The sequence below is a fragment of the Legionella nigrisilvae genome, assembly GCF_977063395.2.
Window position 1 is genome coordinate 406,276 of record NZ_CDRUGZ020000022.1, and the last position, 15,528, is coordinate 421,803.

The following is a 15,528-nucleotide window of genomic DNA, read 5'->3' on the forward strand; positions in this document are numbered from 1 at the left end:
AAGAAATAATTAAGTAAAAATTAGATCCTTACTCGAATTGACCTAATACTGTACACATATCTAGCTAGTATCCATTATGAAAATTACTAGCCATGCTAATACTTGTTCAGAGATGAACCTTCGGAAAGCCATGTCATGAGATAACATTTTCTGCTTTTATGATATAAATGCTTTTGACCTAGTTAAGTAAACAGCACTCCAAAATACTCTAAGAAATCTTTTCTAAAATTTCCTCAATAGGCAAACCCATGACATTGTAATAGGATCCTTTTATTTCCTTAACAAAGGTATCACGTACTGTTTGAATACCATACCCTCCAGCTTTATCAAAAGGATCTCCTGAATCAATATAATCTTGAATTTGTTCGTCTGTTAGGTTGTGGAATGTAATGTGGGTTGTCGCATAGTTAATGCACCATTTTTGTTCGGGTAAAAAAATAAGAGCATAACCAGTATAGACCTCATGGGAATTACCACTAAGCATACGTAACATTCTATAGGCGTCTTCGGCATCCCGGGGTTTTTCTAAAATATGATTCTGATAAGCCACTGTAGTGTCTGCTGCCAAAATGAGATGTGCACTCTCTACTGCAGTTTGTAACAAAATGGTGTGCGCTTTTTCTTCAGCCAAACGAGTGACATAAGCTCTCGCGTCTTCACCTTTTTGCACAATTTCTTCAATATCGGCGGGCATGACTACAGCATTCAACCCATGCTCTTGGAGTATATGGAAGCGTCTAGGAGATGCGCTAGCTAGAATAACTTTTAGTGGATAGTTTGCTTTCATAAAATAAATCGCTCGATGTGTTCGTATATAATTCTAACTTGTTAAACGTGCATAAGAGAATAATCATTCTGATAATTTCAAATTAGGCGATATTAATTATTTAAGTATTTTTTGTATACATCCCCATAGCTAGCAAAATCCAGCCACAGATAAAGCAGGTGCCGCCTATTGGCGTAATCAATCCCAGCGCTTTTACTTGCATCAAACTCATTAAATACAAGCTTCCTGGAAAAAGCAAAATTCCTATAAAAAACAACCATCCAGAAACTCGAATAAATTGATTATTGAGGTGCCAAAGAATAACTCCAATGAATAATAAAGCCAAACTATGTATAAATTGATAAAAAACCCCTGTTTGAAACAGATGCATTTGATATTCACTAAATTGAGTCTTTAGATGATGAGCAGCAAAAGCACCTAAAATTGTGGCAACCATTGCGGAGGAGGCACCAATCGCAATAAAACGCTTGAACATTATTTCCGAACCTGAAGACATTTTACTACCCTAGAATCTTCAAAATGAATTAAAAATGACTATTTTGAATATTATTTTGGACATCTTATGCCTCCTTTCCTAGAATTACAATGATATGGATCGTTTTATAATGCCTTGATAAGGATAATAATTATGTGTCGATTCGTAGCTTATATAGGAAAAGAGGATATTTTATTTGCTGATCTGTTAGTAAAACCTAACAATTCTCTTATAAAACAAAGCCTTTTAGCGCGTGAATCTCGTACCCTGACCAATGGGGATGGGTTTGGCTTGGGATGGTACACTCATTTTGATAAGACGCCCGCTTTATTTACCTCTCTTTTCCCCGCATGGAACGATCTAAATTTTTCTTATTTAGCAAAAAAAACCAGAGCTCCGCTTTTTTTTGCTCATATACGTGCAGCAAGTACCGGTGGTATTTCTCACTTTAATTGTCATCCATTTATATATAAAAACTGGCTGTTTATGCATAATGGATGGATTCCTTACTTCAAAAAAATAAAACGACAAATCCATAATTTATTGGATGATGATATTTATAATTGGATTAAAGGGAGCACAGATTCAGAATTAATTTTTGCCTTATTTTTACAATTAGCAAAAAATAAAAAATTATCTAGCTCTTATGATATATATATAAATTTACAGAAAACATTAAATATAATAAATGAATTAGTTAAAAATCATCATAAACAAGCGGTGTGCTATTTTAATATTTGCCTTACCGATGGAAAACGTATCGTGGCATTCCGTTATTGTACTTCATCACGAATTACACCTGAAACCATGTATTTCTCTCTAGGGGATGATTTTTTATCAAACTCCAGCCAAAAAACCATCTACAAACATGTAATTATTGCTTCCGAAAAATTATCCATTCATGGAGCTAAAACCGCTGATAAATTTAAATGGCAAATTATTCCAGCAAACCATTGCTTTATGATTGAATCGAACTTAAGTATTTCATTACAAAAACTTTAGTCGAACTTAAGGACTAAGCTATGCATATAAAAAAAATGGAAGATTATAAAGTTGATTGTGAGTTATTTGAAAAAAATTTAATTGCTGAAACCCTTCTTTTAGAAGAATGGTTCGCGAAAGACTATTTTAAATATGAAGCCATGAAAGCAGGGGCTGAAATTGAATTTCTTATTTTAGATAAACACTATCAATTAACACCTGATAATCTTTTTTTTACTAAAAAAATTAGAATTCAAGAATTGGTTCAAGAGGCAGGAACATCTCAATTAGAAATTAATGTGCCAGTTCTTCCTTTGAAAGATAATTTCTTATCTAAACTACACCAAAGTATTTTAAATATATGGAATAAATGTTGTGAAACAGCATTTAATTCTCAACATCATTTAGCACTCATAGGTTCAATACCCCAAGTAGACCCTGCTTTTTTTAGTCCTTTATATATTACACCCCAAAATATTTTTATTCTAATGGATGAGTTTGTAGCTAAATATCGAAACGGTGAATCTTTATCCATTCATCTCGAAGGAGAAAAAGAAAATCTCCGTTTATTTCCAGAATCTTTAGCTATAGAAGGTTTAATATGTTCGTTGCAGCTTCATTTAGAAGTGCCTAATCGTCAATCAACTCATTATTTTAACATTATTCAAATATTGTCCGCTCCTTTATTGGCCCTTAGTAGTAATTCACCTTATTTTGCTGGGAAGCGTTTATGGAGCGAAACACGAATTGGCATTTTTGAACAACTTTATACATTTCCACTCCCATTGAAAAAAACCGTTTTTTTTGAACCCAACTATTTCAAAGAAAACCTTTTTCCCATTTTTAAAAATAATTTTAAAAATTTTCCTTATCTCTTACCTCTCGCTTCGTATAAGGACCCTATCAATAATATGTTTCATGCGAGATGTCAAAATAGTTGTATTTTCCGCTGGAACAGGCCTATTTTAGATTTTAATCAACAGCATGAACCTTATCTAAGAATAGAGCACCGTGTCCTATCTTCTGGCCCAACTATAATAGATATGGTAGCCAATGCCGCATTTTTTTATGGCATAACTTTTCATTATGCGAATCACCTACCCTCCCTCAGCTCTTTAATTCCCCAAGAGTCCAGTTTAAAAAATTTTTATGAAGCAGCTCGTTTCGGGTTAGAGGCGAGATTGAATTGGAGTCATGGTAAAATCAAGGCCAGTACTCTATTAAAAGACTTGTTGCCTCTCGCTCTCAAAGGACTTGAAGAGTTGGGAATTAACCACCTGGAGGCACGTTTCTATTTAGATATAATTAAAACCAGGCTTGAGAGAAATCAAAATGGAAGCATATGGCAAGAACAATATCTGGCGAAGCACAATAATAATTTTAAAAGTCTTATTGAACAGTACGTTAAAAATCAATATTCAGAAACCCCAGTTGCTGAATGGAGCGTAGATTAATAGTTTTAGAGAGTACTGGAATTGAAGTGTAGATAATAACCAGAATACAGTGCTGACCTTTTATTTGCTTTCATAATCAATCACTACCACGGACTCAAGACCATTTTCCAACATCGGGACTAATACCTCCGTAGCCATCCTTTTATGCTCTGGATGCTCTAAATAAAGATCTCGTCCTTGTAAATCGTCAAAGGTCATAACGAATGCATGGGTAAATCCTTTATTTAATTGCTCTGGGCTACAATTTGTTCCAAATGAAAAGTCTTTAATAGAGGGAATTATCTCCTGCAAATTTCCTAACTGATTTAGAGCAGAATTAATATCCGACTCTGCCAAATTTAATTTAAATTTTAATACAACCACATGATTAATCATTAATTCTTCCTATATAAATCATCCACATTTTCAATAGTACCTGAATAACATCCCAATTACAGCCCTCCTGTTCTTTTTGGATCGAAAGGAAGTTTGTAGCATATAAATACATCTAACTACCAATCTTAGTAACTAAGATTAAATGAAGGTGTTTCTCAATTAAAATCATCTTATATTTTTGCAAAGATAAGTTTCATGCATTTTAAAATTTATCTGTTAGCGATGGTAACTTACCCTACCAAGGCCTGTTCATTTTTTAATCATACTTGAATATGCTAAAATTAATAGTACATCCTTTGTTAAAGGCCATAACATTAAATTCGACATCGAATGTTTTAGCTTCTTAATTTGAATTTTTGAGCTTTATAATTGAATTACGGAGAATAAAATGGGGATAAAGCCGACTTTTCGATTACAAAATGAATGCTTTTTATTGCTACTCGAAAGCTCTCTAAAAACGATTCCATTCAATGTTTTTTTATCCTCGTTAATAGCAGGTTATTTATTATATCGAGATGCTCCAATAATGCCTGTAGCTCTGTGGTTTTTAACTATGGTCTTATTAAATTCTTGGCGTTGGGTTAATAGCAAAAAAAATATTATCAATCGCGATTATATTGCCAAAAAAAAAGCGACTAAAAATTGGTTTTTAGTGTTAACTTTTTTAACAGGTTCTTTGTGGGGTTCATGCTATATCTTATTTTATCCTTACTTCGTCGATATGCATCAAATTGTTATTACCTTAGTTTTGGGAGGGATGGCATCAGGTGCTCTAGCATCTCTTTCGGTATATCTACCTGCCTATTATGCATATTTATTACCTATGTTTTTACCATTAATTGCTTATAATTATTGGTTGGGGGATATGGATCGTATTATTTTAGCGACTATGTTTACTCTCTTTGCCATTATGCTAATTATTACGGCTCAATTTCCTTCGAAATTATTGCAAGAAACCATACAACTCAATAAAAAGAAAGATGAAGCAATGCGAGAAGTCCAGCGTGTTTCAATTACAGATGCATTAACTGGTCTTTATAACCGTCGTTACTTTGATGAACGGCTTAATGAAGAATTTAAAAAGGCAAAGAAAAACCGTCACTCCATTAATTTAGTATTAATCGATGTAGATGACTTTAAATTAATTAATGACAATTATGGTCATCCTTCAGGTGACTTATTTTTGAAACAGTTAGCAACAGCGATCAAAAATTCAGCACAAAGAGATAAACACAGTGCTTTTCGTATTGGAGGGGATGAATTTGCAGCGATTTTAACGGATACATCGCTCGATGATGCCATTTTACTTTGTAACAATTTACAAAAGAAATTTAAAAAACAAGCAAAAAGAAACGAGACAACAATAAGTATAGGAATAGTCAGCATATCTCCGTTTTTTGCTAATGATGTGGATGATGTGATCTCAGTAGCGGATAAAACTTTATATGAAGCTAAAAAAGCAGGTAAAAATCAAGTACGCTGCCAACACTTTGATTGATCGTTGAAATTTCAGGGGATAACTCCCCATGTTTTATTCCAAATTTATAGGCCCATTAAAGTACCTGGTTGCGAGCTTGCATAAAAGAACGACTTTAGATCAGCCTACTCATTGAATAAAAAACAAAAACTAAGCTATTATGTACATCAGTAAATTATCCCTTTAATTTTTAAGGGAAAACCCTGATTGTTAAAAGAATATCTTGAAATTAACATTTCAAAATCTTATGCCATGGACGCATAAAAATTGGTTCAGCAGTTTATTTACAGGACTTAAATACAATGAAACCAAAGACCTTAATTCACCTTACAGATCAAGAATTTTTAGCAAAAGGACGTCGTTGCTTGGTTTATCGACATCCTCATGATCTCAATTTACTAATAAAGGTCACAAACCCAGAGCTTCATCAAAGAAATGGTTATAAAACCAAGTTAAGCCAGTGTATTCCTCTTTTTTATCAATTTCGTTTTTCGAAGTCTTATGCTAGAGAACTCTTGGAAAATATTTATTTACGTTTCAAGCAAAATTTTCTTTTTCCTCCTTTTCTGCAAACAGTTGTGGGCTTTACTGACACGAACTATGGTTTTGGGCTTATTGTTAAAGCAGAAAAAAGTATTGACGGTACTTGTGCTAAAAATTTAAGAACTATTTTGCGCGACGGATTATTTACCGAGGAAATGCAAAAGAAGTTGGATGCATTCTGTGAATCATTGATTTCATGTGATATATCTGTTCATGATTTACAACCTCGAAATCTCGTTTTCGCTTATGATACATTCCGTGGGGAAGAACATTTTGTCTTAATTGATGGAATTGGAGAGAAAACCCTGATTCCTATTCAAAGGCTCTCTGCTTATTTAAGAAAGCGTTCTCGTTTAAGCCAAATCAAGGCTCTTAAAGAAAGAGTTTTTTATCTTCATAATCAGACAAAAATGAAACAAGCTTAAAACAATTAAGTCACTTCGTAGGCCGGTTGCTTCCACCGGTTTTTTATCCTTGGATAAATCTCCCACTGTGCAAGCAAAATAACAAAATTTTTTCGTGTTTTCATAGAGTAACGTAAAGGTTATTTTAACATAACGTCTGCAACATAAATAAAAACTGAGTTAGAATGCTGTACCTTTAAGTACTGAGTAGAAAGAATGAACCAAGATGTAAAAATTACATTTGCAACACCATCTGACATACCTTTAATTTTGCAATTTATTAAAGAATTAGCGGAGTATGAACAACTGCTTCACGAGGTAGTCGCTACTGAGGAACAATTGTTAGAAACTTTATTTGGTTCTAAATCTTATGCCGAGGTTATCATTGGCTATCTTGATGAAAAACCAGTTAGTTTTGCTTTGTTCTTTCATAATTATTCAACGTTTTTAGGAAAGCCTGGTCTTTATTTAGAAGATTTATATGTTAAACCCGAAGCACGAGGCCATGGAGTAGGACAAATTATGCTAGCTTACTTAGCTAAGTTAGCTAAGAATAGAAATTGCGGGCGTTTTGAATGGTGGGTATTAGATTGGAATGAACCCGCGATTAAATTTTATGAACGAATCGGCGCAAAACCAATGGATGAATGGACCGTATATCGAGTAAGTGGTAAGGCATTGAATGAATTAGCCGATAAATATACTCAATTTAGTTCCCTCAAAGTCTGACTGCCTACTTCTACTAACCCCTGGTTGCAAGCAACCAGGTTTTCCTCTAAATTAATAATCGCCTCGGTAACAAACAAGGATACTCGGTTGCCTTTTAAACCTTCTCCTTAGGTGCAGCTCTTTTGTTGTATTCGCCTATTCGAATTAATCCGGCTTCATACTTTTCTTGAGTTTCGCAAACATTCAGATAACGTTTGTTTGGCTTATCTTCCTCAACACCAACAATCGCATCAAGAAATTCAACTATCCATTGAAATAAATTCCTCATTTGGCACCTTCCATGTAATAAAAATTATCCGTTTAACCATTATAATCACATTTCAAATTCTATTGGCAATAGCAGTTTTGTTTGTTCTAATTACAATCAAGACTGCGCCAAGCATTTTTTAAACAAATTTAATAGAGGTGTTGAGGGCTGAGATCGTTGTACAATCCTTGTCGTCCATAACTCATTACTCTAGGTAGCAGAGGTTTTTATTGATTTTTTTTTAGTTTTTTCAGATTCGGATAACTCTTCTGTTTTCATAAAAATTTGTTGAGGAAGATTAAACCAGAATAAATATACGAGCCTCATGTACTCTAAAAAATTATTCGCGTTTTCCATAAAAACTTTCATTTGTTTTTCCATAAACTCATAGGGAGAGTGAATGTCATTCCATTCTTGGAGGGGGTAAATGCAAAATTAAAAAAAGTGTTTTAGGTACATCGAACGTTTGAGGTACTACAGAGGTTATTTGGCTGTTTGTATCTTCCATACTTATCTCCGTTATTTATCTTTTATCCTTAATTCATTTAGTTTAGCTCAAAAGGGAAGCACACTATAAAACTTTTAGATAAAAATTCGATAACATTTTAGAGCATAAATCGGAGAACATTTAACTTATGGGTTTATTTGGTTAAGGAACGGATTTATAAAAAGAAGAGGGATTGTCTGTCTAAATCCCTCTCGCAGATAAATAGCTCAAATTCTAATTTAAACTTTTTTGAATTTTTTCAGCTTCCTCTAAATGAGCCTTTATATGAGGACGAGTTGGGACGTAATTTAACTAAATGGAATTAAATTAAAATTTATCCTATATAAATAGAAAGAGATTATTCCAGTTTACTTATGACTCTTCGTGCCGCCATAAGATGGCTAACCAAAGGAAAAATGAATAAACCGGTAATTCAATATATGCTTCTTGATGAACAATTAGAGTATTTAATCCGGCCTCAAGAAATAGAAGTAGTCACTTTAAAGAACGATGTCTTTGCAGTATTAGAAAAGATAGAAGAACAATCACAGGATAGTCGCTTAGAAATATACTTTAAATCCGTTAATATACATTATGGTAAACATAGGCAAGATTCTGCTCAATTTCATTTTTTAATTTCGGATTACTTACTGAAAAGAAATTTAAAAAAAACCAATAGTAGAACTGCATATTTTCTTAAAAAAGATGAACTTCGGCTTTTTAAAGATGCCCTTTCTCTTTTAGATATTGATTGTAAAACTCGAGGATGTGCGTACGTTGCCTTTTTGTGGATGATTGCCTTGAAAGCAACCCGTAGCAGAGTTCAATTAGTCGTAAAACAAATTTGGAAAAAGCGTCTTTCCATTCAAAAGATGAATAAAAAACAACAAGCTGATTTTTTGGATTTTTATTCACTCATTAATAGATAAATCCAATTTCGTTATTTAAGACCCTCCAAACTTTTACCTTAGTAAAATGTGTTTTTCTTAAAAATATAGTTAATCGGTTTATCCTAACTAACCCATCTTGCAATTGTTTTTATTCTTATAAAATAAACATAGAAAACATTAAGATTTAAAACTTCTAATATGTTATTTTTGGTCGCAGCAGCCCGCTAAAATGGCTGCATTAGCTCGTTTAATCTGTTCGTAATTGGCTTTTAGGAATCTATCTTATCAGATTGAATGGTTTAAATTCGGATAATAATGGAGATTTAAAAATGTTAGAAAAAAAAGAGTCTACTTCGACTGAGCAACAAGATGGTATGATGGATCTAATCCCTGCTGAACTCTTGGTTCATTTATTTAGTTTTTTCAACAAAAATGAAAAAAAAACGGCTAGGGGTGTTTCTCACTCATTTAAGAATGTCATTGAGACCTTTTTTACCCATAAAACTATACCTCTAACATATTATGCACATAGAGACGGCTATGTCTCTTCCTTTATTTTATTACCAGGTCACCGTATGGTTTTTTCAATTGTACTGGAGACGACAGCTTCTTTATCAAGTTCAGGACTTGTATTTTTTAATTGCGAAGAGAATCAGAGCAAAGAAGTTCTTTTGATTAAGGAATACAAAAAAAATGGAAAACTGGGACATCTTCATGCTTTACCCAATGGCGATTTGGTTGCTTTGCTTGACCAAGCAAACCAGCATGCACCTCCTTATATCCTGGTTTTAGATGGAGCAACAGGAAAAGAGAAAAATAGAATACTATTAACAAACAAACCATGCAAAGAATACCCCAACGTGAAAGAACTACACGTACTCTCTTCAAATCAATGCATCGCTGTATGTAATTCGGAAGACTGTTATTTGATAGATATAGAAAATTCATTGACTCAACAGATAAACCCCGCACATGCCCAAAAGCTAACTAAAAATAAATATAGCTTATTCGGCGACCGCCCCCCCCAGGCATTGAATATTTATAATTTGCCAGATGGTAATAAATTATCGATTAGCCAAAAATTACCTCATGATACTTTAGGCAGTGGAGGCCACTTAACTATTAGTTTAACTGAAGGTTCAAAAAAATTATTTTCAAATGAAGAAGATTTTATAGAGGTTCTTTATAAGAGATGAACCAACATAATTGAAGAAGTAAGCATGAACGATCCAAAGTCCCGATAAATGGATCCCTCCCGCTGGGAGATAGAATAAGTGGAGCACTTCAAAAATGGATTTTTTGATAATGTTCTAAGGAATCGTTGATAGACTGTTTACTGATCCCAATACAGTCTATCAAGGATTCATAATGTTTTTCTTTATCTCAAAATTTTTAAATTAGTGCCTATAATAAATCAATAGGAAATTTTTTATGAATCAAAATGAAATTGAATTCATCCCCCAACATTGAAAAAATAAAACAGCAAGCAAGAGATTCCTTTAAAGACGGTGCCTTAACTAAAATTATTCTCTCGATGTTCAGGAAGCATGCAAATTATTAAATGACGCCCTAGCTAGTGAAGTTGTTTGTTTTTTACGATATCGATTTCACCAAGTTATTGCAAAAAGTATTGACAAGCCACAGGTGGTAACAGAGTTTGAAGAACATGCCCTTGACGAAGAAAAACATATGATGTTAATTGCTGAACGAATTAACCAATTAGGGGGTGAACCAGATTTTAATCCATCAACCCTACTGGCGCGCTCTCCTACTGAATATAAATCTGGGAATAATTTAGTGGAGCTAATCAAAGAAAATCTTATTTCTGAAAGGATAGCCATTATGATGTATCGTGAGCTTATAAATTGGTTTGGTGCAAACGATCCCACTACCAGACGCCTTTTAGAAGATATTCTTAAAGAAGAAGAGGAGCATGCTAATGATTTAGCTGATTTATTGGAATAAATAAATTGAGATGTTCTTTGTCTCACTATTGATTATTGTTATGCTTTTCTGAAATTCGAATAAAATATTAAGGAAGGAACTATGCGAGGGAATTGGGGGTTAATTATCTTAATTATACCGTCCATCGCGCTCGTAATCTTATTGTTTTGGGATATTTTTCAGAAAAAACATACCATACTTCGTACTTATCCCATAATTGGTCATTTACGATATTTTGCTGAATGGCTTGGTATTTATTTGCGACAATTTTTTTATAGTCGTGAACGCGAAGAATTGCCGTTTAATCGATTTGATCGGGCTTGGGTTCATGAGGCATCCAAAGGAATATATCCTATGGAAGGATTTGGATCTTCACGAAATCGAAAACCTTTAGGAACTATATACTTTATAGATTCCCCTTTTCCCCTTTTAGAAAAGGAAGTAAAAATAAGTTCTATAACCATTGGACCACAATGTCCTAATCCCTATACTACAAAATCTTTTGTTAATATTTCGGGTATGAGTTTTGGATCTCTTTCAAAAAATGCCATCATAGCTTTGTCTAAAGGGGCAAAAATGGCAGGATGTTGGCTAAATACTGGTGAAGGTGGATTAACGGAATACCACCTTGCAGGAGAATGTGATTTAGTTGCTCAAATTGGAACGGCTAAATATGGGTTTCGTGATAAAAAAGGACATTTATCCGCAGAAAAATTAAAAAGAGCCAGTGCTTATCCTCAGGTAAAAATGTTTGAAATAAAATTAAGTCAGGGGGCCAAACCCGGTAAAGGTGGATTATTACCTGCAGTTAAAGTCACGCCCGAAATAGCCAAGATTCGTGGAATCCCCGCTTATATAGATTCAGCTAGCCCTAATCGTTTTCCCGAAATTTCTAATTCAAAGCAACTGCTTAAATTTATTCATAAAGTAAGAAAAATAACAGGAAAACCCACAGGCTTCAAAGTTGTATTAGGAGATTACACCTGGTTAGAAGAATTATGCCAAGAAATTATTAATGCAGGTCTCGACTATGCACCTGATTTTATTACCTTAGATGGTGCGGAAGGAGGTACAGGAGCAGCTCCTGCTAATTTAATGGGCTACATGGGATTATCCCTTGAGGAAAGCTTGCCTCAATTAATCGATATCTCATTGAGTATGATTTAAGAGACCGAATAAAAGTAATTGCTTCTGAAAAATTAATCACCCCAGATAAAGTAGCCTGGGCGTTTTGTGTTGGTGCGGATATAGTCAATATTGGCCGGGGGTTTTTATTTTCCTTAGGGTGTATTCAAGCTTTACGATGTCATACAGATACTTGTCCTACGGGAATAGCGACACACAATAAATGGTTAATGAGAGGTTTGGATCCAACTAATAAGGCTGAAAGAGTATTTGCTTATCACAAAAATCTGGAAGAAGGGGTAAAAATGATTTGTCATTCATGTGGGATAGAAGAACCACGCAAATTATCTCGCGCGAATGCCAGAATCGTCTCGGAACATGGAACCTCATTTAGCAGATGTTTTTCCTGATAAAAAAAGAGGGATTAAATTAAAAAATAAAAAGAAATAATAACAATCTATTAGGAACCTAATATGGAACAAAATAGTTCGGAAGAAGTTAAATGTGGCGCGTGTGGTATTCTATTTGACAAAATTAATTCGAAAGAAGTAGAAGTATTACGTATCAAAAAACCTGAAAATGAACAAATCATTCAACTAATCTATCTCTGTCCTCACTGTGCTGAGCATTCAGAAAAATCTAAAAAAAATTAGGAATGATTTTATTTTTAAGCAGTATTTCTCATGTTCTAATCAATTTTTTTAAAGTTTCCAATTGATCGGCCTCATGAGCTGGCTTATCCCATCGAATACGATTTATTCTAGGAAAACGTAAAGCAACACCCGATTTATGTCGATTGGACCAATGAACTGCATCAAAAGCTATTTCTAAAACTAACTCTTTTTCCACTTCTCGCACAGGACCAAAACGATTTAGGGTATGAGAACGTATCCATTTATCCAGTTGATATAATTCCTCATCTGTAAAACCAAAATATGCTTTTCCAATGGGTAGCAATTGATTTAGTTTCCACAAACCAAACGTATAATCTGAATAATAAGAAGAACGTTTACCATGTCCTCTCTGTGCATACATTAATATTGCGTCAATAATATAGGGGTCTTTTTTCCATTTATACCAACACCCTTTGGGTCTTCCTGCAAGATACAAACTACTCTTTTTCTTGAGCATTAATCCCTCAACATGTACGGAGTTTTCCTGCAAAATCTCTTCTCTTAATTGATGCAAAGTTTGAGTATTTTTTAATGAAAGAAGTGGCGATATTAAAAAATTTTCCGGTGCTGAAGTCGAAAACCATTGTTCCAGCCATTCACGACGATTTAAGAAAGGGAGTACACGCAAATCTAGATTATCAATAAAAAGAATATCATATACGATTAAGGCAGCCGATTGTTCTTCCAGCAGTTTTTTGGATAATGTCTTCCTGTTTAAGCGTTGCTGTAAATCATTAAAGCTTCCTATTTTAGAAGCATGTCTTATTACTAATTCTCCATCTAATACCACATTGCCTTCTATTTTAGAGATAATCTCAGGAAAAGAATGACTAATATTTTCTCCTGTTCGCGTATATAAAGCTTTTTCTTTTCCAGATACTGCAAGTTGAACTCTAATGCCATCATATTTTTTTTCAATTGAAAATTCGTTCAAATTTATCGCGATTCGCTCACTTTCATTTAATGGATGGGAAAGCATTACGGGGCGAAAATAAAGAGTATTTGTACTAGGTTTTGAACTCTTTTTTTCTAACCAAGAAAATAATTCTAAATAGGGAGGCACTTGAGAATGCCATATATCTTCTACTTCTTGCACATGTAGCTGTCCATAGTGAGCTAGTGTATTCTTCAGAAATCGAGTAGATACTCCAATCCGCAAATCTCCCGTAATGATCTTTAAGATTGCCCATCGCTCAATAGAATCACTTGAGTTCAACAAGCTTACTAAATAGGGGTACAAATCATTTTCAGGGAGTTTTTCAAAATTAACAATGATTTCTGAAAGCAAGGGTAATTCACTTTGATTTTGTGTATCGGGCCATATTAAAGAAACTGTTTCTGAAAGATCCCCTACGTAATCGTAGGATAAATAAAACAAAGTGGGATCGATGTTTTCACTGATTAAATTTTTTATTAACGATCGTTTAAAGCGGGAAAACTTTAAACTATTCGTCATAATAGCCAAAGCATATCCTCGCTCAGGATCGGGAGTAACTGAAAAGTAATGTTCAATTAAAGTTCTTTTATCCAAACCCCCATAAGTAAAAAAAAGTTGGTTTAGTAATTGAGCAAATTTCTTCATTCCTTAATCCTCTGAATCTTGATTTTCTAAGAAATGCAAAGGTCGCGCTTGATATCCTTGTTCTTTTGTATAATGCAATAAAGCCTCTTCTTGTCCATGAGTAATCCAAATTTCACTTGGATTGATTTCTTGAATTGTATTAATTAACTCATTCCAATCAGCATGATCTGAAATCACCAAAGGCAATTCAATTTTCTTTTGTTTTGCCCGAGCTCTTATTTGCATCCATCCTGAAGCTAATGCAACAACCACATCACCAAAACGTCTACTCCATCTATCATGTAAGCTACTGGGCGGACATAAAATAATTTTGCCTTGCGCACTGTACTTATCCAATGTATTAGCCATTTGGATAATCCCCAACGAACATTCTCTTGCCTCGTAAAAGTCACAAATTTTTTTTAAAGCACTATGAATATAAATGGGTTCTAGATATCCCAGATTACGTAATTCTTTAATTATTCTTTGACATTTGCCTAAGGCATAAACTCCTACTAGATGGCATCGCGTCGGAAATAATGTTAAAGAATCCAATAATCTTTTTAGTTCCATATGAATTGCTGGATGCTTGAAAATAGGAAGTCCAAAAGTTGCCTCGGTAATAAAGACATCACAGGGTTCTACAAAAAATTGTTCGCATGTGGGATCAGGGGTGCGTTTGTAATCACCCGAAAAAATAATACGCGTTCCCTTATATTCAATAACTACTTGTGCACTTCCCAAAATATGTCCAGCAGGTAATAAATAAAGAATCACATCGTTGTGGTTAATTGTTTCAAAGTAATTTAAGGATTTAAATTTAAAAGAGTATTCCTCATTGCGAATTTGCATTAAAGAGATAGTATCTGGATGAGCTATTACGAATTGATGTCCCGATACCGCATGATCTGCATGTGCGTGAGATATAACGGCTGTAGAAACAGGATAAAAAGGATCGATATAAAATTTTCCTGGAAGGAAATACAGTCCTTCTTTCTCCATTGCAAACCATTTTATGGGATCTTCCATTACTAGATCCTCTTATGAGAAGAATGTTTTTATTATAGGACATTGATCCAATTTAAACTTAAAATTCGGCATGAGGAGCAAATGGAATACAGAGAAGAGATTATTTAATAATCTAAAGGAGAACACTTCACATAACCATTCAATAAAAAATAAGATAAACAAGAGATAACACATTTTTTTAGGTGAGAGCCAAGCTCCTCACCTTCCTACCTGTATCCATGTATCTGGAGCTATGAACTGAAGTAGCTCAGATTATATGGTCAAGACAATCAGCCAATTAGTACAAGTTAGCTTCACACATTACTGCGCTTCCACACCTTGCCTATCAACGTTGTAGTCTTCAACG

15 protein-coding genes, 1 rRNA gene and 2 pseudogenes are annotated in these 15,528 nt (G+C 34.0%); 10 read left to right on the forward strand and 8 right to left on the reverse strand.

Annotation, left to right across the window (positions count from 1 at the left end; translation table 11 throughout):
• Positions 1 to 208: 208 nt before the first annotated feature.
• Both ACWTE2_RS14935 and ACWTE2_RS14940 read right to left on the reverse strand, forming a co-directional pair.
• Entirely contained in the window at positions 209 to 787 is a 579-nt protein-coding gene (locus ACWTE2_RS14935; RefSeq protein WP_454785971.1) for a Maf family protein, read from the reverse strand.
• A 100-nt stretch (positions 788 to 887) separates the two neighbouring features.
• Positions 888 to 1,283, reverse strand: coding sequence for a DUF423 domain-containing protein (locus ACWTE2_RS14940; RefSeq protein ID WP_454785972.1), 396 nt, complete (start codon positions 1,281 to 1,283; stop codon positions 888 to 890).
• 132 nt (positions 1,284 to 1,415) lie between these two features.
• On the opposite strand from ACWTE2_RS14940, the gene ACWTE2_RS14945 reads away from it, so the two are divergent.
• A complete protein-coding gene (locus ACWTE2_RS14945) occupies positions 1,416 to 2,264 on the forward strand; it encodes a class II glutamine amidotransferase (protein WP_454785973.1) in 849 nt (282 codons plus the stop codon).
• Positions 2,265 to 2,284: 20 nt separating this feature from the next.
• Positions 2,285 to 3,697: a glutamate-cysteine ligase family protein gene (locus ACWTE2_RS14950; protein WP_454785974.1), complete on the forward strand. Its 1,413-nt coding sequence runs from the start codon at positions 2,285 to 2,287 to the stop codon at positions 3,695 to 3,697.
• 60 nt (positions 3,698 to 3,757) lie between these two features.
• Here ACWTE2_RS14950 and ACWTE2_RS14955 read toward each other — a convergent pair whose 3' ends face one another.
• Positions 3,758 to 4,072 (reverse strand): Dabb family protein, encoded by a 315-nt coding sequence (locus ACWTE2_RS14955; RefSeq protein ID WP_454785975.1) that lies wholly within the window; start codon positions 4,070 to 4,072, stop codon positions 3,758 to 3,760.
• A gap of 388 nt (positions 4,073 to 4,460) precedes the next feature.
• Between ACWTE2_RS14955 and ACWTE2_RS14960 the strand changes: the two genes are divergently transcribed.
• The 3 genes from ACWTE2_RS14960 (at position 4,461) to ACWTE2_RS14970 (ending at position 7,225) form a co-directional block, all read left to right on the forward strand.
• Positions 4,461 to 5,570, forward strand: a complete 1,110-nt coding sequence (locus ACWTE2_RS14960) for a GGDEF domain-containing protein (RefSeq protein WP_454785976.1) — start codon at positions 4,461 to 4,463, stop codon at positions 5,568 to 5,570.
• Positions 5,571 to 5,851: 281 nt separating this feature from the next.
• Positions 5,852 to 6,517, forward strand: coding sequence for a YrbL family protein (locus ACWTE2_RS14965; RefSeq protein ID WP_454785977.1), 666 nt, complete (start codon positions 5,852 to 5,854; stop codon positions 6,515 to 6,517).
• Between the two features lie 195 nt (positions 6,518 to 6,712).
• Positions 6,713 to 7,225, forward strand: a complete 513-nt coding sequence (locus tag ACWTE2_RS14970; protein WP_454785978.1) for a GNAT family N-acetyltransferase — start codon at positions 6,713 to 6,715, stop codon at positions 7,223 to 7,225.
• Positions 7,226 to 7,319: 94 nt separating this feature from the next.
• On the opposite strand, the gene ACWTE2_RS14975 is transcribed toward ACWTE2_RS14970, so the two are convergent.
• Positions 7,320 to 7,493 carry a hypothetical protein gene (locus ACWTE2_RS14975; protein WP_454785979.1) on the reverse strand — a complete coding sequence of 58 codons (174 nt, stop codon included), beginning with the start codon at positions 7,491 to 7,493 and terminating at the stop codon, positions 7,320 to 7,322.
• Between the two features lie 189 nt (positions 7,494 to 7,682).
• Positions 7,683 to 7,841 carry a hypothetical protein gene (locus ACWTE2_RS14980; protein ID WP_454785980.1) on the reverse strand — a complete coding sequence of 53 codons (159 nt, stop codon included), beginning with the start codon at positions 7,839 to 7,841 and terminating at the stop codon, positions 7,683 to 7,685.
• A gap of 534 nt (positions 7,842 to 8,375) precedes the next feature.
• On the opposite strand from ACWTE2_RS14980, the gene ACWTE2_RS14985 reads away from it, so the two are divergent.
• From ACWTE2_RS14985 to ACWTE2_RS15005, 5 genes and pseudogenes are all read left to right on the forward strand, one after another.
• Positions 8,376 to 8,888 (forward strand): hypothetical protein, encoded by a 513-nt coding sequence (locus ACWTE2_RS14985; RefSeq protein ID WP_454785981.1) that lies wholly within the window; start codon positions 8,376 to 8,378, stop codon positions 8,886 to 8,888.
• Between the two features lie 290 nt (positions 8,889 to 9,178).
• Positions 9,179 to 10,045, forward strand: a complete 867-nt coding sequence (locus ACWTE2_RS14990) for a hypothetical protein (protein WP_454785982.1) — start codon at positions 9,179 to 9,181, stop codon at positions 10,043 to 10,045.
• A 415-nt stretch (positions 10,046 to 10,460) separates the two neighbouring features.
• Positions 10,461 to 10,814, forward strand: a pseudogene (locus ACWTE2_RS14995) (ferritin-like domain-containing protein); the annotation flags it as partial.
• Between the two features lie 498 nt (positions 10,815 to 11,312).
• Positions 11,313 to 12,328: pseudogene (locus ACWTE2_RS15000) on the forward strand (glutamate synthase-related protein).
• A gap of 63 nt (positions 12,329 to 12,391) precedes the next feature.
• Positions 12,392 to 12,571 carry a hypothetical protein gene (locus ACWTE2_RS15005; RefSeq protein ID WP_454785983.1) on the forward strand — a complete coding sequence of 60 codons (180 nt, stop codon included), beginning with the start codon at positions 12,392 to 12,394 and terminating at the stop codon, positions 12,569 to 12,571.
• A 28-nt stretch (positions 12,572 to 12,599) separates the two neighbouring features.
• Here ACWTE2_RS15005 and ACWTE2_RS15010 read toward each other — a convergent pair whose 3' ends face one another.
• The 3 genes from ACWTE2_RS15010 to ACWTE2_RS15020 form a co-directional block, all read right to left on the reverse strand.
• The gene (locus tag ACWTE2_RS15010) at positions 12,600 to 14,174 is read right to left on the reverse strand and encodes a cisplatin damage response ATP-dependent DNA ligase (protein WP_454785984.1); all 1,575 of its coding nucleotides are present in this window, start codon (positions 14,172 to 14,174) and stop codon (positions 12,600 to 12,602) included.
• Between the two features lie 3 nt (positions 14,175 to 14,177).
• Positions 14,178 to 15,182, reverse strand: a complete 1,005-nt coding sequence (locus ACWTE2_RS15015) for a ligase-associated DNA damage response exonuclease (protein WP_454785985.1) — start codon at positions 15,180 to 15,182, stop codon at positions 14,178 to 14,180.
• A gap of 256 nt (positions 15,183 to 15,438) precedes the next feature.
• Positions 15,439 to 15,528: ribosomal RNA gene (locus ACWTE2_RS15020) — 23S ribosomal RNA — on the reverse strand; the annotation flags it as partial.